Annotated in this window: 22 protein-coding genes; 13 read left to right on the top strand and 9 right to left on the bottom strand. The window is 70.2% G+C overall.

Annotated features, from left to right (window positions below):
* Positions 1–40: 40 nt before the first annotated feature.
* The 5 genes from VES41_RS02785 (at position 41) to VES41_RS02765 (ending at position 4,609) form a co-directional block, all read left to right on the top strand.
* Positions 41–958, top strand: coding sequence for an SMP-30/gluconolactonase/LRE family protein (locus VES41_RS02785; RefSeq protein WP_414719014.1), 918 nt, complete (start codon positions 41–43; stop codon positions 956–958).
* Between the two features lie 61 nt (positions 959–1,019).
* Entirely contained in the window at positions 1,020–1,796 is a 777-nt protein-coding gene (locus VES41_RS02780; protein ID WP_324812687.1) for an SDR family oxidoreductase, read from the top strand.
* Positions 1,793–2,929 (top strand): aldose epimerase family protein, encoded by a 1,137-nt coding sequence (locus VES41_RS02775; protein ID WP_324812685.1) that lies wholly within the window; start codon positions 1,793–1,795, stop codon positions 2,927–2,929. Before VES41_RS02780 ends, VES41_RS02775 begins: the two co-directional genes overlap by 4 nt.
* Positions 2,926–3,852 (top strand): dihydrodipicolinate synthase family protein, encoded by a 927-nt coding sequence (locus VES41_RS02770; RefSeq protein ID WP_324812683.1) that lies wholly within the window; start codon positions 2,926–2,928, stop codon positions 3,850–3,852. The genes VES41_RS02775 and VES41_RS02770 overlap by 4 nt, the downstream gene beginning before the upstream one ends.
* 46 nt (positions 3,853–3,898) lie before the next feature.
* Positions 3,899–4,609, top strand: coding sequence for an alpha/beta fold hydrolase (locus VES41_RS02765; protein WP_324812681.1), 711 nt, complete (start codon positions 3,899–3,901; stop codon positions 4,607–4,609).
* Between the two features lie 19 nt (positions 4,610–4,628).
* Here the strand turns inward: VES41_RS02765 and pcp are convergent, their stop codons facing one another.
* The 8 genes from pcp to VES41_RS02725 are packed head-to-tail and all read right to left on the bottom strand — an operon-like array spanning position 4,629 to position 11,754.
* Positions 4,629–5,300: a pyroglutamyl-peptidase I gene (pcp, locus tag VES41_RS02760; protein WP_324812678.1), complete on the bottom strand. Its 672-nt coding sequence runs from the start codon at positions 5,298–5,300 to the stop codon at positions 4,629–4,631.
* 11 nt (positions 5,301–5,311) lie between these two features.
* Positions 5,312–6,049 (bottom strand): 5-oxoprolinase subunit PxpA, encoded by a 738-nt coding sequence (gene pxpA / locus VES41_RS02755; RefSeq protein ID WP_324812675.1) that lies wholly within the window; start codon positions 6,047–6,049, stop codon positions 5,312–5,314.
* Entirely contained in the window at positions 6,039–7,058 is a 1,020-nt protein-coding gene (locus VES41_RS02750; protein WP_324812672.1) for a biotin-dependent carboxyltransferase family protein, read from the bottom strand. Before VES41_RS02750 ends, pxpA begins: the two co-directional genes overlap by 11 nt.
* Entirely contained in the window at positions 7,055–7,717 is a 663-nt protein-coding gene (pxpB, locus tag VES41_RS02745; RefSeq protein WP_324812670.1) for a 5-oxoprolinase subunit PxpB, read from the bottom strand. Before pxpB ends, VES41_RS02750 begins: the two co-directional genes overlap by 4 nt.
* 37 nt (positions 7,718–7,754) lie before the next feature.
* The gene (coaD, locus tag VES41_RS02740) at positions 7,755–8,255 is read right to left on the bottom strand and encodes a pantetheine-phosphate adenylyltransferase (protein ID WP_324812668.1); all 501 of its coding nucleotides are present in this window, start codon (positions 8,253–8,255) and stop codon (positions 7,755–7,757) included.
* 36 nt (positions 8,256–8,291) lie between these two features.
* Complete coding sequence (locus VES41_RS02735) at positions 8,292–8,936, bottom strand: RsmD family RNA methyltransferase (protein ID WP_324812666.1); 645 nt, start codon at positions 8,934–8,936, stop codon at positions 8,292–8,294.
* Between the two features lie 5 nt (positions 8,937–8,941).
* Complete coding sequence (locus VES41_RS02730; protein WP_324812664.1) at positions 8,942–10,285, bottom strand: pitrilysin family protein; 1,344 nt, start codon at positions 10,283–10,285, stop codon at positions 8,942–8,944.
* Entirely contained in the window at positions 10,285–11,754 is a 1,470-nt protein-coding gene (locus VES41_RS02725; RefSeq protein WP_414719013.1) for a M16 family metallopeptidase, read from the bottom strand. The genes VES41_RS02730 and VES41_RS02725 overlap by 1 nt, the downstream gene beginning before the upstream one ends.
* A gap of 96 nt (positions 11,755–11,850) precedes the next feature.
* Between VES41_RS02725 and ftsY the strand changes: the two genes are divergently transcribed.
* The 3 genes from ftsY (at position 11,851) to rpoH (ending at position 14,842) form a co-directional block, all read left to right on the top strand.
* Positions 11,851–13,251 (top strand): signal recognition particle-docking protein FtsY, encoded by a 1,401-nt coding sequence (gene ftsY, locus VES41_RS02720; protein WP_414719002.1) that lies wholly within the window; start codon positions 11,851–11,853, stop codon positions 13,249–13,251.
* 50 nt (positions 13,252–13,301) lie between these two features.
* Entirely contained in the window at positions 13,302–13,793 is a 492-nt protein-coding gene (locus VES41_RS02715; RefSeq protein WP_324812661.1) for a DUF962 domain-containing protein, read from the top strand.
* Between the two features lie 104 nt (positions 13,794–13,897).
* Positions 13,898–14,842: an RNA polymerase sigma factor RpoH gene (rpoH, locus tag VES41_RS02710; RefSeq protein ID WP_324812659.1), complete on the top strand. Its 945-nt coding sequence runs from the start codon at positions 13,898–13,900 to the stop codon at positions 14,840–14,842.
* Positions 14,843–15,010: 168 nt separating this feature from the next.
* Here rpoH and ffh read toward each other — a convergent pair whose 3' ends face one another.
* Entirely contained in the window at positions 15,011–16,402 is a 1,392-nt protein-coding gene (gene ffh, locus VES41_RS02705) for a signal recognition particle protein (protein ID WP_324812656.1), read from the bottom strand.
* A gap of 91 nt (positions 16,403–16,493) precedes the next feature.
* Between ffh and VES41_RS02700 the strand changes: the two genes are divergently transcribed.
* Genes VES41_RS02700 through ampD form a run of 5 tightly spaced genes read left to right on the top strand, consistent with a single transcriptional unit; the run spans position 16,494 to position 21,445 of the window.
* Positions 16,494–17,303: a cytochrome C assembly family protein gene (locus tag VES41_RS02700; protein ID WP_324812654.1), complete on the top strand. Its 810-nt coding sequence runs from the start codon at positions 16,494–16,496 to the stop codon at positions 17,301–17,303.
* A gap of 3 nt (positions 17,304–17,306) precedes the next feature.
* On the top strand, positions 17,307–17,552 hold the full coding sequence (locus VES41_RS02695; RefSeq protein WP_324812651.1) for a PP0621 family protein: 246 nt from the start codon (positions 17,307–17,309) through the stop codon (positions 17,550–17,552).
* Positions 17,553–17,574: 22 nt separating this feature from the next.
* A complete protein-coding gene (locus VES41_RS02690; protein WP_324812648.1) occupies positions 17,575–19,269 on the top strand; it encodes a sensor histidine kinase in 1,695 nt (564 codons plus the stop codon).
* Between the two features lie 12 nt (positions 19,270–19,281).
* Positions 19,282–20,862 carry a sigma-54 dependent transcriptional regulator gene (locus VES41_RS02685; RefSeq protein ID WP_324812646.1) on the top strand — a complete coding sequence of 527 codons (1,581 nt, stop codon included), beginning with the start codon at positions 19,282–19,284 and terminating at the stop codon, positions 20,860–20,862.
* The gene (gene ampD / locus VES41_RS02680) at positions 20,855–21,445 is read left to right on the top strand and encodes a 1,6-anhydro-N-acetylmuramyl-L-alanine amidase AmpD (protein WP_324812644.1); all 591 of its coding nucleotides are present in this window, start codon (positions 20,855–20,857) and stop codon (positions 21,443–21,445) included. The genes VES41_RS02685 and ampD overlap by 8 nt, the downstream gene beginning before the upstream one ends.
* Positions 21,446–21,627 lie beyond the last annotated feature (182 nt).

Raw genomic sequence — 21,627 nt, 5'->3', positions numbered from 1 at the left:
CGTCGGCCGCGTCAACAGCAGGCGCCCCAAGGAGACATCTCTGGTTCCCGAACCTTCCCTGCCCGCACCACGCCCGCTGGACGCGCCGAGCTGCGTCTGGGCCGCCGGCGCCGAACTCGGCGAGGGCACCGTCTGGTCCGCGCGCGAATCGTCGCTGTACTGGGTCGACATCCTGGGCCATTGCCTGCACCGGCTGCGGCCGGGCGACGGCCAGCGGCGCAGCTGGCACTTCGACGAGGAAATCACCGCCGTGGCCGAGCGCGCGAACGGCCAGGGGCTCCTCATCACGCTGCGGCGCGGCTTCGCCTTGTTCGACCCGGCGCACCCGGGCCAGCCGCCCCGCTATTTGCACCAGCCCGACGAGCCGGCCGGCAACCGCTTCAACGACGGCAAGTGCGATGCGCAGGGGCGCTTCTGGGGCGGCAGCATGGACTTCGATTGCCGCGCACCCAGCGGAACGCTCTACCGGTTCGACCCCGACGGCACGTGCAGCGCCCACGCGCACGGCATCACGGTGAGCAACGGGCCGACCTGGTCGGCCGACGGCGCCACGATGTACTTCAGCGACACCGCCATCGGCTGCACCTATGCCTACGACTTCGACGCGGTCGCCGGCCAGTTGTCCAATCGGCGCGAATGGCTGCGCCTGTCGGGTCGGCAAGGCGTTCCGGACGGCATGACGACCGATGCCGCAGGGCGCGTCTGGATCTGCCACTGGGGCGGCCATTGCGTCAGCTGCCACGACCCGGCGAGCGCGCGCGAGCTGTGCCGCATCGAGCTGCCGGTCGCCAACGTCACCGATTGCGCCTTCGGCGGCCCCGACCTGAGCACGCTCTACATCAGCACCGCCTGGAGCGGCCTGTCCGACGCGCAGCGCGCCGCGCAGCCGCTGGCCGGGGCGCTGTTCGCCGTGCCGCTCGACGTCGCCGGCCTGCCGGCCCCGCTGTTCGGCGGCTGAGCGGGCCGCGCCGCCTGCACCGCTTCCACCACGTCTTCCTGCCCCACGCATCACCGCACCCATGACCGCAACCGCCTCCAACGCCCGTTATCCCAGCCTGGTCGACCGCAGCGTCTTCATCACCGGCGGCGCCAGCGGCATCGGCGCCTGCCTGGTCGAGCACTTCGTCCTGCAAGGCGCTCGCGTCGGTTTCATCGACATCGACGACGGAGCCGGGCAGGCGCTGGCCCGGCAACTGGCTGCCGGCGCGCGCCACGCGCCACTGTTCCTCAAGGCCGACGTGACCGACACCGCGCAGCTGTTCGCCGCCATCGACCAGGTGCGCGACGCGCACGGCACGATCACCGCGCTGCTCAACAATGCCGCCAACGACCAGCGCCACAGCATCGAGGAAACCACGCCCGAATCCTGGGACCGCGGCGTGGCCGTCAACTTGCGACACCAGTTCTTCTGCGCGCAGAGGGTGGCCCCGGGAATGCGCGAGGCCGGCGGCGGCTCGATCGTCAATTTCGGATCCGTCAGCTGGAAGCTCAAGCAGGGCGGCATGCCGGTCTACACCACCTCCAAGTCGGCCGTGCAGGGGCTCACGCGCAGCCTGGCGCGCGACCTCGGCCCCTTCAACATCCGCGTCAATACGCTGGTGCCGGGCTGGGTGATGACCGAGAAGCAGCTGCGCATGTGGGTCAAGGAAGAGTCGCACGAGGAGATCGCGCGCGGCCAGTGCATCGACAGGAAGCTCATGCCCGAGCACATCGCGGCGATGGCGCTGTTCCTCGCGGCGGACGACAGCGCCATGTGCACCGCGCAGGATTTCATCGTGGACGGCGGATGGACGTGAGCGGCGTCGCTGCGGCGCAGCAGGCGTGCGCGGTGACGCGCAAGCCTTTCGGCCGGATGGCGGACGGCCGCGAGGTGCACGAATACACGCTGGCTGCCGGCGGCCTGGAATTGCGCGCCATCGAGTTCGGCGGCATCGTCACCGCGCTGCGCGTGCCGGACCGCGCCGGCCGGCCCGCCAACGTGGTGCTGGGCCTGCCCACGCTTGAGGACTACGAGCAGCGCAATCCGCACCTGGGCACCATCGTCGGGCGCTATGCCAACCGCATCGCGCACGGGCGCTTCACGCTGGACGGGCAGGCCATCGAACTGGCGCGCAACGAAGGCGCGAACACGCTGCACGGCGGCGCCCGCGGCTTCGGCCGGCGCTGGTGGGAAATTTCACCTGAGGCGCCGGCGGCCGACGGCAGCGTCTCGCTCGCCCTGCGGCGCGTCAGCGACGATGGCGAAGAAGGCTTTCCGGGCCGGCTCGAGGTGCAGGTGCGCTACACGCTCGGGCCCGGTGCGCAATGGCGCATCGACTACCAGGCGTGCTGCGACCGGGCCACCGTGGTCAACCTGAGCCACCACGACTACTTCAACCTGCGCGGGCATGGCGACGTGATGGCGCACCGCCTGCTGCTGCCGGCCAGCCACTACTGCCCGGTCGACGAATCGCTGATTCCGCTGGGCATCGCGCCGGTGGCCGACACGCCCTTCGACTTTCGCCGGCCCGCCGCCATCGGCGAGCGCATCCGCGCGCCGCATCCGCAACTGCTGCGCGCCCGCGGCTACGACCACAACTGGGTGCTCGACGCCGACCGTCCGGCGCTTGCCGCGGGCGACGGGCTGCGTCTGAGCGCGCGCCTGGAAGACCCGCAGTCGGGCCGCTGCATGGAGATATTCAGCACCGAGCCCGGCGTGCAGTTCTATTCCGGCAATTTTCTCGACGGCAGCCTGACCGGCAGTTCCGGGCAGGCGCTGCGCCAGGGGGACGGCCTGTGCCTGGAGACGCAGCACTTTCCCGATTCGCCCAACCGGGAGGGCGCGTTCCCGTCCACGCGCCTGGCCGCCGGCCAGGTGTTTCGCAGCAGCACGGTGCACCGCTTCGGCTGCCTGCCCCCAGCACCCGAACCGCAAGGAGGTCCCGCATGACAACGCCCCGGCGCCGCTACCAAGGCGTGTTTCCCGTCGTTCCCACCATCTTCAGCGAGAACGGCGAACTGGACATGGCGGGCCAGAAGCGCTGCGTCGACTTCATGATCGACGCCGGATCCGACGGCCTGTGCATCCTGGCCAATTTCTCGGAGCAGTTCGCGCTGTCCGACGACGAGCGCGAACGCCTCACCGGCGAGCTGCTCGCCCACGTGGCCGGGCGCGTGCCGGTGATCGTCACCACCACGCACTTCGGCACCGCGGTATGCGCCGCGCGCAGCCGGCGCGCGCAGCAAGCCGGCGCTTCCATGGTGATGGTGATGCCGCCCTATCACGGCGCCACCATCCGCGTGTCGGAGGCCCAGGTCCATGCCTTCTATGCCGGCGTTTCCGCGGCCATCGACATCCCGATCATGATCCAGGACGCGCCGGTTGCCGGCACGCCGCTGTCGGCGGAATTCCTCGCGCGCATGGCACGCGAGATCGAGCACGTGGCCTACTTCAAGATCGAGACCGCCGGCGCTGCCAGCAAGCTGCGCGAGCTGATCCGCCTCGGCGGCGACGCGGTCGAAGGCCCGTGGGACGGCGAGGAAGGCATCACCCTGCTGCCCGACCTGGAAGCCGGCGCCACCGGCGCCATGACCGGTGGCGGCTACCCCGACGGCATGCGACGCATCGTCGACGCCTGGCGCGCGGGCCGGCGCGAGGACGCCGCCGCGCTCTACCAGCAATGGCTGCCGCTGATCAACTACGAGAACCGCCAGGCCGGCCTGCTGGCGTGCAAGGCACTGATGAAGGAAGGCGGCATCATCGGCTGCGACGCGCCACGCCATCCCTTCCCGCCGATGAGCCCGGCGGTGCGCGCCGGCCTGCTGGCCGCCGCGCGCGCAGTCGATCCCATGGTGCTGCGCTGGGGCCGCTGACGCCGTCCCGAGCGGCAAGGGGATGGCATCCCGCACAATGCGCCGCATGCCGACCCTGATCCTCCTTCCCGGCCTGGCATGCGACGCGCGGATGTGGCAGTCGCAGTTGCCGATGCTGCCCGCCGCGTTCGCGCCCCGGGTGAGCGACGTCAACATGCGCCACGAGCGCATCGAGGACATGGCCGCCGCCGTCCTGCGCGAACATGAGGGCCCGCTGCTGCTGGCCGGCGCCTCGATGGGCGGCATGGTGGCGATGGAGGCGGCCCGCCAGGCGCCCGGTCGCGTGGCCGGCCTGGCGCTGCTCGGCACGAATGCCCGGCCCGAGGCGCCCGAGACCTACGCCCTGCGCGCATCGGCGATCGAGCTTTTCGAGCGCGGAGAACTGCGCGAGGTCCTGGAACCCAACCTGGTGTTCGCCTTCCATCCCCAGCGCGCCGATGACGCGCCCCTGGTGGGCCGCTACATGGACATGATGGTCGACGCCGGCACCGGCCAGCTGATCCGCCAGAACCGGGCGCTGATGCATCGCCCCGATGCACGCGCCCACCTGCACGCGCTGCGCTGTCCGGTGCTGGTGATGTGCGGCGAGCAGGACCGGCTGACGCCACCGGAGTGCTCGCGCGAAATCGCCGCGCTGGTGCCTGGCGCCGTGCTGCGCTGGGTGCCCGACTGCGGCCACATGCTCACCATGGAAAGACCGCGCTTCGTCAATGCGGTGCTGGGGGAGTGGCTGCAGCAATTCGTGCCGCTCGCCTGACCAGGCCGCGCGCGGCCTCTCAGTGCAGGGCGCCGCCGCTCTCGCGCAGATCGCCGCTCACCTGCAGCGCCGTGCCCACCGCGATGCGCAGCCCCTGCGTGGCGGCGTCGAGCGCCAGGCTGGGCAGCGCACCCGGCAGCCGCGCCGCCTGCTGCGGCAGCAGCGGAATGTGGATGAAGCCGCCGCGCATGCCGACGGCCACCGGCCGCGTGGCAATGCGGTGCATCAGCCCGAAGAAAAGGTGGTTGCACACGAAGGTGCCCGCGCTGTTCGAGACCGATGCCGGCACGCCGGCATCGCGCAGCGCACGCACCATCGCCTTGATCGGCAGGCTGGAAAAATAGGCGGCGGGCGCGCCCTCGATCACCGGCTGGTCGATGGGCTGGCGACCGGCGTTGTCGCAGATCCGTCCATCGTCGATGTTGATCGCGACCCGCTCGGGCGTGATCTCGCTGCGCCCACCGGCCTGCCCGATGCACAGCACCAGCGCCGGGCGGACTTCGTCGATGGCGGCGTCCAGTGCGTCCAGCGCAGCGCCGAACGCGCAGGGAATGCGGCGTGCGTGGACCACTGCGGCCGGCTCTTGCGGCGCGAATTCGCAGCGCCAGCCTTCGAGCGCGCGCGCCGCTTCCCAGGAAGGATTGACGGACTCGCCGTCGAAAGGCTCGAAGCCGGTCAGCAGGACGTGCACGCGCCTGGCCTTCAGCGTGGGCGAATGGCGATGCCTTCGGCTGTCAGGCGGTCGCGGATGCGCCGCGCGAAAGCCAGCGCATGCGCCCCGTCGCCATGCAGGCAGACGGTCTGCGCGTTCACCGCCACGCTGCTGCCGTCGATGGCGCGTACCTTGTGCTCGCGCACGAGCGACAGGGTCTGCGCCAGCGATTGCTCCTCGTCCTCGATCAGCGCGCCCGGCTGGCTGCGCGGCACCAGGCTGCCGTCGGGCATGTACCCCCGGTCGGCGAAGACCTCTTCCACCGGCGTCAGGCCGGCGCTGCGCGCGGCATCGATCATGCCGCTGCCGGCCAGGCCGAAGAACTTGAGCGCGGGATCGAATCGCCGCACGGCCTCGACGATGGCCTGCGCCAGCGCCGGTTCCTTGACCGCCTGGTTGTAGAGCTGGCCATGCGGCTTCACGTGCGCCAGGGTGCCGCCCTCGGCCTTGACGATCGCGGCCAGGGCGCCGATCTGGTAGAGCATGCCGGCGATGATCTCTTCGGGCGGCAGGTGCATGGTGCTGCGGCCGAAGTTCTCGCGGTCCGGAAAGCTCGGGTGCGCGCCGATGGCCACCCCGTGGTCGAGCGCCCAGCGCACGCACTGCTGCATGGTCCGGGCGTCGCCCGCATGCCAGCCGCAGGCGATGTTGGCCGAGCTCACCAGCGCGAGCAGTTCCTCGTCGCTGCCGGCGCCTTCGCCGAGGTCCGCGTTCAGGTCAATTTCCATTCGTGGGGTCTCCATGCGCCGGCGCGACGGGCCATCCGGCCAATGCCAGCCCCGGCGCCAGTGCGCAAAGATAGCGCCGTTGCTCTTCCCATGCCGCCAATGCGGTGTCGCCGTCGACTTCTTCCAGGCGCAGCAGGCCGCCCAGCGGCGCCTGCGCGAGTTTCCACAGGTCGGCGCGGATCAGCACGGCGATGCGCGGGTAGCCGCCGGTGGTCTGCGCGTCGCCCATCAGGATGATCGGCTGTCCGGACGGCGGGACCTGTACCGTGCCCGGGATGACGCCTGCCGACAGCATGTCGCCGGCACCGCGCAGCCGCTTGATCTCCGGGCCGGCCAGGCGGCTGCCCATGCGGTTGCTCTGCGGCGTGATGCGCCAGGCCGCGCCATGGAACTGGCGGCGCGTGGCGGCGCTGAACTGCGCCGATTCCGGGCCGGCCATCACGCGCAGTACGGTGGCGCCGTCGGAAGCCGGCACGTCGTCGGGCAGGCGCACGCCGAACGGGCGCCGCTTGCGTTGCGCCTCGGTCAGGCGCGATGGGCCGAGCGCCAGCCTGTCGCCCTTGCGCAGGGCGCGCCCCTGGTGGCCGCCGAAGCCGGCTTTCAGGTCGGTGCTGCGCGAGCCCAGGAGCACGGGCACGTCGATGCCGCCGGCCAGCGCCAGCCAGGTGCGCAGGCCGGGCCGCATGCCGCTGGCCTGCCCGGTCAGGCGCAGCACCTGCCCGGCCTCGACCGGCACGCTCCAGCCGCAGGTCAGCGGCCGCCCGTCGAGCGATGCGCCGAAGGCATCGCCGGTGAGCGCGATGCGCGTGGCGGCATGAAAGTGGATGGCGCAGCCACCCAGCGTCAGCTCGAGCCCGGCGGCGCCATCGTCGTTGCCGACCAGGCGGTTGGCCACGGCCAACGCCAGCGTGTCGAGCGCGCCGCCAGGACAGATGCCCAGTTGGCGCTGTCCGTGGCGCCCGGCATCCTGCACGGAGGCGAGCGGGCCGGGCTTGAGTATCTCGATCACGCGACCACGCTTTCGGCGACGAAGCGCACGCGGTCGCCGGGGCGCAGCAGCGTCGGCGGCTCGGCTTTCGGGTCGAACAGTTCGAGGCGCGTACGGCCGATCAGTTGCCAGCCGCCGGGCGACTGCAGCGGATAGATGCCGGTCTGCTCGCCGCCGATGCCGACCGACCGCGCCGGCACGGCCACGCGCGGCTCTGCGCGGCGCGGCGTTGCCAGTTCCGCAGGAAGCCCGCCCATGAAGGCGAAGCCCGGGAGGAAGCCGAGGAAATACACCACGTAGTCCGCCTCGCTGTGGCGCCGCACGACCTCGCGCGGGCTCAGGCCGGTGTGTCGGGCCACGTCGTCGAGGTCGGGGCCGTCGTCACCGCCGTAGGCCGTGGGGATCTCGACGAGGCGACCGGCAGCGGCAGTCTTGGGCGCCAGTGCCGGCCAGGCTTCGCGCACCTTGTCTTCGAGCGCCTGGCGCGTGACGTGCCGCGGATCGAAGCACAAGGTGAGGTTGTTCATGCCCGGCAGCAGTTCGAGCACGCCGGGCCACTGCGCGGCCTGCTCGGCCAGCGCCCACCATTTCTGCTGGGCAGCGAGCGTTGCCGGCGGCGGCAGCTCGCACAGCAGGGCGGCCTCGCCCAGCGCATGCAGGCGCGGCCGCGTGGCGGTCATTCGGTCGGGCCCGGAGCGCGCTGCACGTGCCGCAGACTCATTCGCGGCCCAGGCTTCGCACCTTGGCGGCGAGCCGGTCCTGGACCATGGGCGAGACGAACTTGTCGATCTCGCCGCCGAGCATGGCGATCTCGCGCACGAAGGTGCTGGAGATGAACTGGTACTTGTCGCTGGGGGTGAGGAACACGGTTTCGACTTCAGGCATGAGCGAGCGGTTCATGCCTGCCAGCTGGAACTCGTAGTCGAAGTCGGTGACGGCGCGCAGGCCGCGCACCATGGCCTTGCCGCCGCGCGCGACGACGAAGTCGCGCAGCAGCCCGGAAAAGCTCTCGACCGACACCTGGGCCTCGAAGGGCTCGGCGACGGTACGGGCCATGTCGATGCGCTCCTGCAGGGTGAACAGGGTCTTCTTGTGGTGGCCGGCGGCCACTGCAACGATCACCTTGGAAAAGAGCTGGGTCGCGCGGCGGATCACGTCTTCGTGGCCGAGCGTCATGGGGTCGAAGGTACCGGGATAAACCGCTATCACATCGGACATCGTGTTTCCTCCTCAATCCGGGGTATGCCGCGGCGATTATCTACGCAGCAGGTGCGCATGCACCGCGCCGGCGCGCAGATGGCGCAGCAGGTGCAGTCCATGCGCGGCCAGGCGGTCTTCGTCCCAGGCTTCGGCTGCCTCCAGGTAGACGAGGCCGTCCTGGCGCAGGGCCGGCACCGCAGCGCGCAGGGCGACATCGTAGAGCTCGGGCCGTTCGAACGGCGGATCGAGAAAGATCACGTGCAGGCTGCCGGGCGCGGCCCGCTGCAGCGCGGTGGCGCCGTCGCCGCGTTCGATGCGCACCATCGAGGCCTGAAGGCGCTCTTGCGTGGCACGCATCAGCGCGACGAGCGCCGGGTCCTGCTCGCACAGCACGACAGAGGCGGCGCCGCGCGAGGCGGCTTCGAAACCGAGCGCGCCGGTGCCGGCGAAGGCATCCAGCACGTGCCAGCCCGGCAGGCCTGCGCCGCCTGCACCGGCGAGGCTGGCGAGCCAGTTGAACAGCGTCTCGCGCACCCGATCCGGGGTGGGGCGCAGTCCGGGGCGGTCGGCCACCGGCAGCCGGGTACGCTTCCAGTCGCCGCCAATGATGCGCACTTCATGCGCGCGCGCGGGGCCGGCGGCAGCGGCAGGCCGGGCCGCGCCGCCCTGGCGCTGGTTTCGGGTCGGGGTCTTGGCCATGGGCTTCAGGGCTTGGCGCCGACCAGCACGGTCACCATGCGGTCCGGGTGCAGCTTGCGCTCGAAAGCGTCCTTGACCTGCGCCAGCGTGACGGCCTTCATGCGCGCGATCCAGGTGTCGAGGTAGTCCAGCGGCAGGTCGTTCCAGGCAATGTTGGCCACGTTGCCGACCAGCTTGCGGTTGCTGTCGAGCAGCAGCGGAAAGCCGCCGATCAGGTTGTCCTTGGCTGCTTGCAACTCCGCCTCGGTCGGGCCGTCGGCCACGAATTTCTCCAGCACCTCGCGCGACAGCTTCACCGCCGCGTCGGCCTGGTCCGGCCGCGTCTGGAACCCGATGACGAATGCGCCGGCATGCAGGCCGGGCGAGAACCCGCTGTAGACGCTGTAGGCCAGGCCGCGCTTTTCGCGCACCTGCTCGGTCAGGCGCGAGACGAATCCGCCGCCGCCGAGCACGTAGTTGCCCAGCGTCAGCGCGAAGTGGTCGGGGTCGCGCCGCGGATAGCCGGGCTGGCCGATCAGCACGTGCGCCTGCGCCGAATCGAAGGGTATGCGCTCGACCTTGGCCGCCTCCAGCGGTGCGACCTCCGGCACGGGTGGCAACGCGCTGCAGTCGGCCTGCGCCGGCAACCGCGCCAGCAGCGCGGTGGCGATGCGATCGGCCTGCGCGCGGTCGATTGCGCCGACGATGCTGACCTTGGCGCGGCAAGGCGCCAGGTAGCGCCGGTGGAAGGCGCGCATGTCGTCCACGCCGATGGCGGCCAGGCTCTTCTCGTCGGTGTCGTAGCCGTAGGGGTGCGTGCCGTATACCGCCTGGCCGAAGGCGCGTCCGGCAACGGTGCCCGGCTTGGTGTTGGCTTCCTTGATGGCGGCCACGTAGCGCTCGCGCTCGCGCGTCCACACGTCGGCCGGGAAGGCCGGCTGCCCGATCTCGCGTGCCGCCAGGGTCAGCGCCTTGTCCAACAGCTGCGGGCGGGACAGGCTGCGCAAGCTGAAGCTCAAGCGGTCGCTGCCGGCGCTGGGATCGAAGCTGGCACCGAGATCGGCCCAGGCTTCGCCCAGCGCGTTCTCGTCCAGGGCGGGCAGGTCGCCGTCGGCCAGCACGCCCTTCTCGATCATCTCGGCGGTGACGTCGGCCAGGCCGGCCTGGCCCGCCGGATCGCGGCGGCCGCCGGCATCGAAGTCGACCTGCACGTCCACGATGGGCAGGGCATCGACGGCGACGAAGTAGACCTTGGCGCCGCTGGGCTGCGTCCAGTTCTGGATCGGCAGTGCCGCATGCGACAGCACGCTGCCGGTGAGAAGGCAGGCGCCCGCCAGCAGGCGCAGGGTGGTCGTGATCGGGTGCGTCATCAGCGCATCTCCCCTTCGGGCATGGCGCCCAGGCGCGGTCGCTTGTTCGGATCGGGCGGCAACGGGCGCAAGGTGGCGACGGTCAGCTGGTCGTCGCCGAAATAACGGCCGGCCACCGCCTTGACCTGCTCGGGCGTGACGGCCTGCAGGCGCGCCATGATGCGGTCGCTGGCATCCAGCGGCAGCGCCTGCACCCAGTTGCTGCCGAGTTCGCGCGCCTGGGCCATGACCGAATCGCGCTTGTAGGTTTCGCTGGCTTCCCACTGGGTCTTCACGCGGGCGAGTTCGGACGGCGAGACACCCTCGCGCGCGATGCGCGCCACTTCCGCCCGCAGGGCCGCTTCCACCGCTTCCGGCGTCTTGCCGGCAGCCGGCACGCCCTGCAGGCCGAACATCTGCGGGCCGCGACCGACGAAGCCCGAATACGAGCCCACCGAGTCGGCCAGCCGGTCCGGTCCTTGCGTCAGGGCGCGCTCGAGCCGCGCGCCGGAATAGCCGTCGAGCACGGCGGACAGCACGACCAGCGCCCAGACGTCGCTGTCCTCGTCGACGGTGCGCAGCTGGGGCATCCGGAACACGAGCGACACCAGGGCCTGTTCGGCCGGCGCCTTGAACTCGATGCGGCGGATGCCGCGCTGCTCTGGCTCGGTGCGCGGCTTGCGCTCGGGCACGGGGCGTGCCGCAATGCTGCCGTAATACTTGTCGGCCAGGCGACGCACCTCGGCCACGTCGACGTCGCCGGCGACGACCACCGCGGCATTGGCCGGGACGTACCAGCGCTGGTGGAAATCGCGCACGTCCTGGGGCGTCATCGCGTCCAGGTCGCTCATCCACCCGACCACCGGACGGTGATAGGGCGAGGCGATGAAGGCGGCGGCATTCTGCTGTTCGCCCAGGAGCGCCCTCGGCTCGTCCTCGGTGCGCATGCGGCGCTCTTCCTTGACGACCTCGATCTCGCGCTTGAATTCCGCGTCGGGCCAGGTGTTGGTGGCGAAGCGATCCGACTCGAGCTTCATCACTTCTTCGAGCTTGTCGACCGGGATCTGCTGGTAGTAGCCGGTGTAGTCGCGCGTGGTGAAGGCGTTCTCGCGGCCGCCGAGCGCCGCCACCTTGCGCGAGAACTCGCCCGGCCCGGCATGGGCGCTGCCCTTGAACATCATGTGCTCCAGCGCATGCGCCACGCCCGAGGTGCCGTCCACCTCGTCCACCGAGCCGACCCTCACCCACACCATCTGCACGGCCACCGGCGCGCGCCGGTCCGGCAGCACGATCAGCGTCATGCCATTGGCAAGCGTGAACTGCTGGGCACGCGCCGCCGACGAGGTGGGCACCGAGGGCGTCGCCTCCTGTGCATTGCCGGCCTGATTGACCACCGGCGCTGGCGCTGGCCGGTCCGCTGCCCACGCCGCCACGCACAGGCCGAGCGACGCCACCGCCAGGCACGCCGCCCGCTGCACGGCGCCTGGCAGGCGGATGGCCGAACGGCGCGCGCCGGGTGGCTCGTGGCCGGGAATGAGGGTGGTTAGTTGTTTCATAGAATCGATGCATTCTAGAAACACCCTTCGATGTTCAGCTTCTTCAAGAGAAACAAAGCGCCGGCGACGCCCGTCGACGACGCCCCGGCGTCTGAAGGCGCCGAGGCGCCGGTGCAGGCCCAGCCGCCCGCCGATGCCGGCGCGCCGGCTGCAGCACCGGCCCCGGCCCCTGCGCGCTCGATGTTCTCGCCCTCCAGCTGGTTTGGACGGGGAAGCAAGGAAGCGCAACCAGAACCGGAAGCACCATCCACCGCGCTGGCGCCCGAGCCAGCGGCAGCACCCGCGCCAGCGCCAGCGCCGGTGACGATCGCACCGCCCGCTGCGACGCCGCTGCCGGCACAGCCCGCGCCAGCGCCCGAAGTGGCCCCGGACGCCTCCGAGGGCCAAGACGACGCATGGCGGCCATCGCCGGCGCCGGTCGTTTCCGCTCCCACTCCTGCGCCCGCCGCGGAGGCCCCGCCGCCGCTGCCGCCCGTGGCGGCGCCACGTTCGCAGCCCGCGCCGGCCGCGCAGGCCGTGCAGGCCCCGCCGGAGCGCCAGGGTTGGCTCAACCGGCTCAAGACCGGCTTGCGCAAGACCGGCACCGGCATCCAGGCCGTCTTCGTCAACGCGCAGATCGACGATGCGCTGTACGAGGAGCTGGAAGCCGCGCTGCTGATGTCCGACGCCGGGGTCAAGGCGACGGAGCACCTCCTGGCGGACCTGCGCGAGCGGGTGCGCGCCAACATGGCAACCAACGCCGCGCAGGTGCGCGTGCACCTTGCGCAGGCCATCGCCGACCTGCTCAAGCCGCTCGAAAGACCGCTGGAGATCGGGCGCTACACGCCCACGGTCATCATGGTCGCGGGCGTCAACGGCGCAGGCAAGACCACCTCGATCGGCAAGCTGACAAAGCACCTGGCCAACGAGGGCTGCTCGGTGCTGCTCGCGGCCGCGGACACCTTCCGCGCCGCGGCGCGCGAGCAGTTGGGCGTCTGGGCGGATCGCAACACCGTGGAGATCGTGAGCCAGGAAGGCGGCGACCCATCGGCCGTCAGCTTCGATGCCGTCAATGCCGGCAAGGCGCGCGGCCGCGACGTGGTGTTGATCGACACGGCTGGCCGCCTGCCGACGCAACTGCACCTGATGGACGAGCTCAGGAAGATCAAGCGGGTGATCGGCAAGGCCGACGCGGGCGCCCCGCACGAGGTGCTCCTGGTCATCGACGGCAATACCGGCCAGAATGCGCTGGCGCAGGTACGTGCGTTCGACGAGGCGCTGGGCCTGACCGGCCTGATCGTCACGAAGCTCGATGGCACGGCCAAGGGTGGCGTGTTGTGCGCCATCGCTCGCGAGCGGCCGGTTCCGGTCTACTTCATCGGCGTGGGCGAGAAGCTGGAAGACCTGGAAACGTTCGACGCCCGCGAGTTCGCACAGGCACTGCTGGGCTGACGGCCTGCCGACGGCCACGCGCCGCGGACGACGCAAATGGAGAGCGCACGATGAGCGAGACCGCCCTTCACGGACTGGACGAGCCCCCGCACGGCGAGCGCCCGTCGCGCCGCCTGGATCGCCTGCTGGCGCACTACGAGCAGAGCCACCGGCATCCGACCAACGAGCGGATCCACCTGGTGGCCATTCCCGCCATCATGGTGAGCATCGTCGGGTTGCTGTACGCGCTGCACCCCTGGGTGGCCTTCGCGTTCGTGGCAGCCAGCATGGTCTATTACCTGATGCTCGGCGCGCCAGTGCTGCTGGCCGTGATGCTGGGGTGGTCGGCGGTGATGTTCGCGCTCGTGTACGCAATGGGCGACAAGGTGCTGCCCATCTCGGCGGGCATGTTCGTCGTCGGCTGGGTCTTCCAGTTCGTCGGCCACCGGATCGAGGGCAAGAAGCCCTCCTTCTTCGAAGACTTGCAGTATCTATATGTGGGGCCACTGTTCGTCGTGGTGCGACTGCTGCCGCGCCTGGGCAAATTCACCCAGGCAAAATAGGCATTAGAAAACCTATCACATCTTCCAAGACCATTTGGGAACTCTTCACTTAGCACTCCCTCTAATCGAGTGCTAACATGAATGACATGAAGGAGCCCACCCCTATGACCGCTCTTGCAGCAGCCCCCGCCAGCCAACTCGCCGTCGCCAATCCGTGGTCGATGGTGCCGCCGCTCGGCAACCTGGACGCCTACATTTCGGCGGCCAACAGGCTGCCCATGCTGAGCGCTGAGGAAGAACAGAACTTTGCCCGGCGCCTGCGCGACGACAACGACCTGGAGGCCGCCGGTGCGCTGATCCTGTCGCACCTGCGCCTGGTGGTGTCGATCTCGCGCCAGTACCTGGGCTACGGCCTGCCGCACGGCGACCTGATCCAGGAAGGCAATGTCGGCCTGATGAAGGCCGTGCGCCGGTTCAACCCCGACCAGGGCGTTCGCCTGGTGAGCTACGCCATGCACTGGATCAAGGCCGAGATCCACGAATACATCCTGAAGAACTGGCGCATGGTCAAGGTCGCCACGACCAAGGCACAGCGCAAGCTGTTCTTCAATCTGCGGTCGCTCAAGCAGGGTTTCAAGGCGGATGCCGCCGCCCTGGACGCTGGCGGCACGCATCGGGATACGCTGAGCGAGGCGGAAGTCGACCGCATGGCGAGCCAGCTGAACGTCAAGCGCGAGGAAGTGCTTGAGATGGAAACCCGCCTGTCGGGCGGCGACATCATGCTCGACCCCGGCCCGGCCGACGACGGCGAGGAAGGCTTCGGCCCGATCGCCTACCTGACCGATGCCGGACAGGAGCCGACCGCGCAACTCGAGTCGCGCCGGCGCGACCGCCTGTCGAGCGACGGCATCTCGACGGCGCTCGAAGCCCTCGATGCGCGCAGCCGCCGCATCGTGGAAGAGCGCTGGCTGAAGGTGAACGACGACGGCTCCGGCGGCATGACGCTGCACGAGCTGGCAGCCGACTACGGCGTGAGCGCCGAGCGCATCCGCCAGATCGAATCGGCGGCGATGAAGAAGATGCGCAAGTCGTTGGCTGAATTTGCCTGACCCCCAGGCTACCCTGCTTCGCAGGTCTGCCAGCCCCCTTTCCAGGGGGCGCCGCTGGCGGCCCGGCGGAGCCGGTTCCGCGACGGCCCCGAGGGGCGCTGCTTCATGAAAAAGCCCGGTCTTTGCCGGGCTTTTTCGTTTCAACGCGCGGGTGGCGCGGCAAGCGGGTCAGAACCTCGGCATGCCGCCACCGCCCCCCAGGCCGGGGAAGCCGCCGCCGCCCTTCATGCCGCCCATGCGCTTCATCATCTTCATGAGGCCGCCGCCCTTCATCTTCTTCATCATGCCCTGCATCTGCTCGAACTCGCCCAGCAGGCGGTTGACTTCCTGCACCTGAACACCGGCGCCGGCCGCGATGCGGCGCTTGCGCGTGGCCTTGAGCAGTTCGGGCTTGCGGCGCTCCAGCGGCGTCATGCTGTTGATGATGCCTTCCTTGCGCCGGATGTCGCGCTCGGCGCGCGTCAGGTCGGCTTCGCTGGCCTTGGCCGCCATCTGGGCCGGCAGCTTGTCCATGAGACTCGAAAGGCCGCCCATCTGCTTCATCTGCTGCAGCTGGCCGAGAAAGTCGTTCAGGTCGAAGCCGCCGCTCTTGACCTTGGCCGCCAGCTTCTGCGCAGCCGCCACGTCCACGCCGGAGGTGACCTGCTCGACCAGCGCCACGATGTCGCCCATGCCGAGGATGCGCCCGGCATGCCGTTCGGCGTCGAACACCTCCAGGCCGTCGATCTTCTCGCTGGTGCCGGCGAACTTGATCGGCACGCCGGTGATCTGGCGCACGGACAGTGCCGCGCCGCCGCGCGAATCGCCGTCGGTCTTCGTCAGGATGATCCCGGTGAGCGGCAGCGCCTCCTTGAAGGCACGGGCGGTGTTGACCGCATCCTGGCCCTGCATCGCGTCGACCACGAAGAGCGTCTCGACCGGCTTGATGGTCGCGTGCAGGTCGCGGATTTCCTGCATCAGCACTTCGTCGATCGCCAGGCGCCCGGCGGTGTCGACCAGCAGCACGTCGAAGAAGTGGCGTCGCGCATGCTCGAGCGCGGCGCGGGCGATGTCCACCGGCTTCTGGTCGGGCGTACTCGGGAACCACTCGGCCCCGGCCTGCTTCGTCACCGTCTTGAGCTGCTCGATGGCGGCCGGGCGGTAGACGTCGCCCGAGACGGTCAGCACCTTCTTCTTGCGCTTCTCGATCAGGTGCTTGGCCAGCTTGGCCGTGGTGGTGGTCTTGCCGGCGCCCTGCAGGCCGGCCATCAGGATGACCGCCGGCGGCTGCGCGACCAGGTTGATGTCGGACACGCCCTCGCCCATGGTCGCGGCGAGCTCGCGGTTGACGATGCCGACCAGCGCCTGTCCCGGCTTGAGCGAGCCCAGGACCTCCTGCCCCATGGCCTTTTCCTTGACGCGGGCGACGAAGTCGCGCACCACCGGCAGGGCGACGTCGGCTTCGAGCAGGGCCATCCGCACTTCGCGCAACATGTCCTGCACGTTGCCTTCGGTGATGCGGGCCTGGCCGCTCATCTGCTTGACGAGACGGGAGAATTTTTCGGTAAGGGCGCTGGCCATGATGCTGCCCGGCAACAAGGCCGGGTGAGAGAGGTGCGGGAGACGCCCCGGAACCCGGGGCACGGCAAGGCGAGAGGCTAAACTCCGATCGATGATTCTAGCGAGCCCCTCCCCACTCGGTGTGGCACTGGGCATCGCCACCGCGGCTGCCTACGGCATCACCGCCGCGGCAGCTTCCCGGCTCGACCGCAAGGCCGCCCAGTTGCTGCTGGGCCTGGCCTGGCTGCTGCACGCCGCCACGCTCGCCGACGGGCTGGCCGCGGGGCACGCGCGCTTCGGCTTCGCGCCGGCGCTGTCGGTCACGGCCTGGCTGGTGCTCACGGTGCACGCGGTGGAAAGCCGCCTGTATCCGCACCTGAATGTGCGGCGCGTGCTGGCGCTGATAGGCGCTGCCTGCGTCCTGCTGGCGCTGGCGTTCCCCGGCAGTCCGCTGCACGTGTCGGCCTCGCCCTGGCTGCCGCTGCACCTGGCGCTGGGCATTGCGTCGTATGGCCTGTTCGCCGCTGCTGTCATCCACGCCTGGCTGATGGGCCGGGCCGAAACCCAGATGCGCCAGGCCAGCGCGCCCGAAGGCGGCCTGCCGCTGCTGACGCTCGAGCGCCTGACCTTCCGCTTCGTCACCGCCGGCTTCGTGCTGCTGACGGCCACGCTGGTGGCGGGCCTGCTGTTTTCCGAGCAACTCTACGGCACGTCGCTGCGCGGATGGAAATGGGATCACAAGACGGTGTTCTCCGTGCTGGCCTGGATCACCTTCGGCGTGCTGCTGATCGGCCGCGCACGCTTCGGCTGGCGCGGCCGCGCCGCCACGCGCGTGCTCTATGCGGGCAGCGTGCTGCTGCTGCTGGCCTACGTCGGGTCTCGCTTCGTGCTCGAGGTGGTGCTGCATCGTCCGGTTGCCTGAAATATGAAATACCTGTTGGTCATCGCGGTCGTCTGGGTCGCCTTCATGATCTGGCGTTCCCGCCGGCGCGACGAGATCGCGCGCCGCCAGCCGCCAGCCGGGCTGCCGCGCACCCGCACGCCGGGCGAGCCCCAGGCCATGCTTCGCTGCGCCCATTGCGGCCTGCACCTGCCGGCGGCCGACGCCATTGCCGGCGAAGGCGGCAAGGTGTATTGCAGCACCGCGCACCGGCAAGCCGGCCCCGCATGAAACCGCGCGGGGTGCCCGCCCGATGAACCCGCTGCTGTGGTCACGCGGAGAAGCCGCCACCGACTGGGGTGGGCTCGAGGCCAGCATCCCGCCGGGCCTGCGCAGCCATTCACTGCATCGCCTGCTGCGCGGGTTCATGAGCGCCCGCTGCTTCGTTGCCGTGGTGCTGCTGATGTTGCAGGCCTTCGCCTGGGGCATGGGGCCGGCGCTGCCGATGCTGCCGGTGCTGCTGTCGGCCACCTATCTCGCGGCGACGCTGCTGGCCTGGCGTTACGGCCGGTTCCAGTTGCCCTTGCGCGCCTTCGGCGGCGCCTGGCTGTCCACCGTCGCCGTCGATCTGGCCGTCTTCGCCCTGCTCCAGCTGCATCAGCAGGGCAACATCAACTATGCGCCGCTGTTCGCGCTGCCGGTCCTGATGGCCGCGGTGCTCGGCAGCGTCTCGGTCGGCCTCGGCACCACGGCCGTGGCCACGCTGCTGCTGCTGCTCGACGCCGGCTGGCACTGGTTCAACACATCGGGCGACTCGCCCACGCGCTTCGTGCAGGCGGCCCTGACCGGCACTGGCCTGTTCGCCGTCGCGCTGCTGGCCCACGAGCTGGCGCTGCGCCTGGCGCGCGAGGAAAACATCGCGCTGCGCAACCGCAGCACGGCGCACCTGCACGCCCTGGTCAACGACCTGGTGATCGAGACGCTGAGCGAGGGCGTGCTGGTGATCGATGCCCAGGGCCGAGTGCATGCGGCCAATCCGGCGGCCGACGAGATCCTGGGCCAGGGCCTGGCAGGCCTGCCCACACCGTTCTCGCTCGACAGCCATCCTGCCTGGCAGGCGCTGGGCGCGCTGGCGCGCGAGACGTTCGCGCTCGGCCAGGGCCTGTCGCAGGAGATTCCGGTGGCGCAACGCCAGGGCTCGGCGCGTGAGGTCCGCGTGCGCACGCGGCTGACCCCCTCGGTCGACTCGCGCGTCGAAGGCCTTTGCGTCATGTTCCTGCAGGACCTGCGCGAACTCGAAGCGCGAATCCGCACCGAGAAACTGGCCGCCATGGGCCGCATGTCCGCGGCAGTGGCGCACGAGATCCGCAATCCGCTGGCGGCAATCACCCAGGCCAGCGCCTTGCTGGCCGAGGATCTGCAGGAGCCCGGTCAGCGGCGCCTGACCGAGATGGTCCAGCACAACGCGCAGCGGCTGGCCCGCATCGTGGACGACGTGCTGGACGTGGCTCGGGTCCGCCAGCAGCGCGTGCTGCCACTGGCCGAGCAGATTGCGCTGGACCCGACGGTGCGCGTCCTGGCCGAGGAATGGGTGCGCCAGAGCCGGCAACAGGGCGTGTTGCTGCAGCTCGATGCCGGCGGCAGCGTGGTGCCGTTCGATGGCGAGCACCTGCGCCGCATCCTGGTCAACCTGCTGGACAACGCCGCGCGCTATGCGGGCGACCGCGAAGGCGCGATCCAGGTCGCGACGCAGGTCGACGCGGGCGGACGCGCCATCCTGCAGATATGGAGCGACGGCGCACCGTTGGAATCGGCCGTGCGCAAGCACCTGTTCGAGCCGTTCTTCTCCTCCGAGAGCCGCTCCTCCGGGCTGGGCCTGTTCATCTGCCGCGAGTTGTGCGAACGCCATGGCGCCAGCATCGGCTACGAGCGCCGCGCCATCGCGGCCAACGGCCCGGAAGGCAACGAGTTCTATATTCGCTTCGCGCCGGACCAGTCCGGCCGCTGACACAATAGGAACGTGAGCCAAACCGCCGCCAGCCCCGCCTCATCCGCGCGCATCCTCGTCGTTGACGACGAGCCGGACCTGCGCACGCTCTACGAGCTGACGCTGCTGCGCGAGGGCTATCGCGTCGAGGCAGCGGGCACCGTGGCCGAAGCCTGGGAACTGCTGCGCGCCCGGCAATTCGACGCCGTGATCACCGACATGCGGCTGCCCGACGGCCTGGGCATGGAACTGCTCCAGCGCATCCACGTGGCGCAACGCGGCGAGCGCTGCGTCGTGATGACCGCCTACGGCTCGGCCGAGAACGCGGTGGAAGCCCTCAAGGCCGGGGCCTTCGACTACCTGACCAAGCCGGTCGACCTCAAGCAGTTTCGCGCCGTGGTGGCCTCCGCCTTGCAGGAGCGACCAGCGCCGGTGCTGGCCGCGGCGGGCAGCATGTCCCTGGCCGCAGGCGGCACGCCGGGAGCGCCCGTGGCCGTGTCGCCAGCCGTTGACGTACCGCCGGCCGGCCCTGCCAGCGCTGCCGATGCCGCCTTGCAGCGGCTGGTCGGCCAGTCCGAGCCGATGCGGATGGTGAAGGCGCGAATCGCCAAGGTCGCGCGCGGCATGGCGCCGATTCACGTGCGCGGCGAGTCGGGCACCGGCAAGGAACTGGTCGCGCGTGCGGTGCATGCCTGCAGCCAGCGCTGCGAAGGCCCGTTCGTCGCGGTCAATTGCGGCGCGATTCCCGAGAACCTGCTCGAGGCCGAGTTCTTTGGCGCACGCAAGGGCTCCTATACGGGCTCGGCCGCCGACCGCGACGGCTACTTCCAGGCCGCACGCGGCGGCACGCTGTTTCTCGACGAGATCGGAGACCTGCCGCTGGCCATGCAGTCCAAGCTCCTGCGTGCCATCCAGGAGCGCAGCGTGCGGCCGATCGGCTCGACGCAGGAGGACGCCGTCGACGTGCGCATCGTCAGCGCCACCCACAAGGACCTGCAGGCAGAGGTCGCGGCCGGCCGCTTCCGGCAGGACCTTTTCTATCGCCTCAACGTGATCGAAATTCCGGTGCCGGCCCTGCGGGACCGGCGCGAAGACCTGCCCGCACTGTGTTCGGCATTGCTCGAGCGCATCGGGCGGGAAGGCGGCATGCCCGCGGTGCGCCTGTCGGGCGCCGCCATGCAGCAGCTGGCCACGCATCCCCTGCACGGCAATGTGCGCGAGCTGGAAAACCTGCTGCATCGCGCGGTCGCCTTGGCCGACGGGGACGAATTGCAACTGGATTCCGACTGTGCCGAGACGCACGCGATCGAAGCGACCGCCGACGCGCGCGTGCGCGCCGACGCCTCACCAGCGCCTTCACCGGCCGCGTCGCAGCAGCGCGCTGCCCCGGCCGAGACGCCCCTGGCCGGCGGACTGCCCGGCGACCTGCAGGGCTACCTGGACCGGCACGAGCGCGACATCCTCGTGCGCGCACTCAACGAAAGCGGCTTCAACCGCACCGCCGCGGCGGCCCGGCTCGGACTGAGCCTGCGCCAGATCCGCTACCGCATCGCGCGGCTGGGCATCAACACGCCGCACGGCGACGACGCCGCCGGCAGCGGCAACGATGACTGACCCGGCCGACGGTCCGTGGCGCGGCGGCTGGTATGCGCCGGCCCACACCCTGCCCTCGCCCAACTTCGGCGATCGTCCGGCAGATGCCCGGATCGACCTGGTTGTGCTGCATTCCATGAGCCTGCCGCCGGGCCGCTACGGCGGCGACGAGATCCTGCAGCTGTTCACCAACCGACTGGACTGGGAAGCGCATCCCTACTTCCAGAGCATCCGCGGGCTGGAAGTGTCGGCCCACTTTCTTGTGCGGCGCGATGGCAGCCTGTGGCAGTTCGTCGATTGCGACGCCCGTGCCTGGCACGCCGGCGCGTCCTGCTGGCGCGGGCGCAGCCAGTGCAACGACGACTCGATCGGCATCGAGCTCGAAGGCCTGGAGGGCGAGTACTTCGAGCCGGCGCAGTACGACGCGCTGCGCGAGCTCATGCCCGCGCTCGCGAAGCGCTACCCGATCGCCCACGTGGCGGGGCACGAGCACATCGCGCCGGGGCGCAAGCATGATCCCGGTGCCGGATTCGACTGGGCCCGGTTGCGTGCATCCCTGGGCTGGCCGGACGCCGCGTTTCCGCCACAGACATTGCCGCGCTGAATTTTCTCAATCGCGACCGGCTTTCCGATGGCCTGTCGCCGTCTGGAGCCAACGGCCGAACAGCGCGCCGCGACATCCAGATTTCATGCGGCATTGCGCGCGAAATCGGCTCGAAAGCCGCATGCGCCGGGGCTTCGGCACGAAGCTTTAAGTATTGATGGGGTGCGCAGCGCGCATGGCCC

The organism is Variovorax sp. (assembly GCF_035634955.1).
Classification (GTDB): domain Bacteria; phylum Pseudomonadota; class Gammaproteobacteria; order Burkholderiales; family Burkholderiaceae_C; genus Variovorax.
The sequence above is the reverse complement of the archived record's forward strand: the minus strand, read 5'-3'. Positions and strand labels throughout refer to the sequence as shown.

What these genes read in the sequence shown, in the direction of transcription:
- VES41_RS02780 (WP_324812687.1), top strand. Translation starts at nt 1,020, where the DNA reads ATGACCGCAACCGCCTCCAACGCCCGTTATCCCAGCCTGGTCGACCGC.
- VES41_RS02770 (WP_324812683.1), top strand. Translation starts at nt 2,926, where the DNA reads ATGACAACGCCCCGGCGCCGCTACCAAGGCGTGTTTCCCGTCGTTCCC.
- VES41_RS02765 (WP_324812681.1), top strand. Translation starts at nt 3,899, where the DNA reads ATGCCGACCCTGATCCTCCTTCCCGGCCTGGCATGCGACGCGCGGATG.
- pxpA (WP_324812675.1), bottom strand. Translation starts at nt 6,049, where the DNA reads ATGGAAATTGACCTGAACGCGGACCTCGGCGAAGGCGCCGGCAGCGAC.
- pxpB (WP_324812670.1), bottom strand. Translation starts at nt 7,717, where the DNA reads ATGACCGCCACGCGGCCGCGCCTGCATGCGCTGGGCGAGGCCGCCCTG.
- coaD (WP_324812668.1), bottom strand. Translation starts at nt 8,255, where the DNA reads ATGTCCGATGTGATAGCGGTTTATCCCGGTACCTTCGACCCCATGACG.
- VES41_RS02735 (WP_324812666.1), bottom strand. Translation starts at nt 8,936, where the DNA reads ATGGCCAAGACCCCGACCCGAAACCAGCGCCAGGGCGGCGCGGCCCGG.
- VES41_RS02730 (WP_324812664.1), bottom strand. Translation starts at nt 10,285, where the DNA reads ATGACGCACCCGATCACGACCACCCTGCGCCTGCTGGCGGGCGCCTGC.
- ftsY (WP_414719002.1), top strand. Translation starts at nt 11,851, where the DNA reads ATGTTCAGCTTCTTCAAGAGAAACAAAGCGCCGGCGACGCCCGTCGAC.
- VES41_RS02715 (WP_324812661.1), top strand. Translation starts at nt 13,302, where the DNA reads ATGAGCGAGACCGCCCTTCACGGACTGGACGAGCCCCCGCACGGCGAG.
- rpoH (WP_324812659.1), top strand. Translation starts at nt 13,898, where the DNA reads ATGACCGCTCTTGCAGCAGCCCCCGCCAGCCAACTCGCCGTCGCCAAT.
- ffh (WP_324812656.1), bottom strand. Translation starts at nt 16,402, where the DNA reads ATGGCCAGCGCCCTTACCGAAAAATTCTCCCGTCTCGTCAAGCAGATG.
- VES41_RS02700 (WP_324812654.1), top strand. Translation starts at nt 16,494, where the DNA reads ATGATTCTAGCGAGCCCCTCCCCACTCGGTGTGGCACTGGGCATCGCC.
- VES41_RS02695 (WP_324812651.1), top strand. Translation starts at nt 17,307, where the DNA reads ATGAAATACCTGTTGGTCATCGCGGTCGTCTGGGTCGCCTTCATGATC.
- VES41_RS02690 (WP_324812648.1), top strand. Translation starts at nt 17,575, where the DNA reads ATGAACCCGCTGCTGTGGTCACGCGGAGAAGCCGCCACCGACTGGGGT.
- ampD (WP_324812644.1), top strand. Translation starts at nt 20,855, where the DNA reads ATGACTGACCCGGCCGACGGTCCGTGGCGCGGCGGCTGGTATGCGCCG.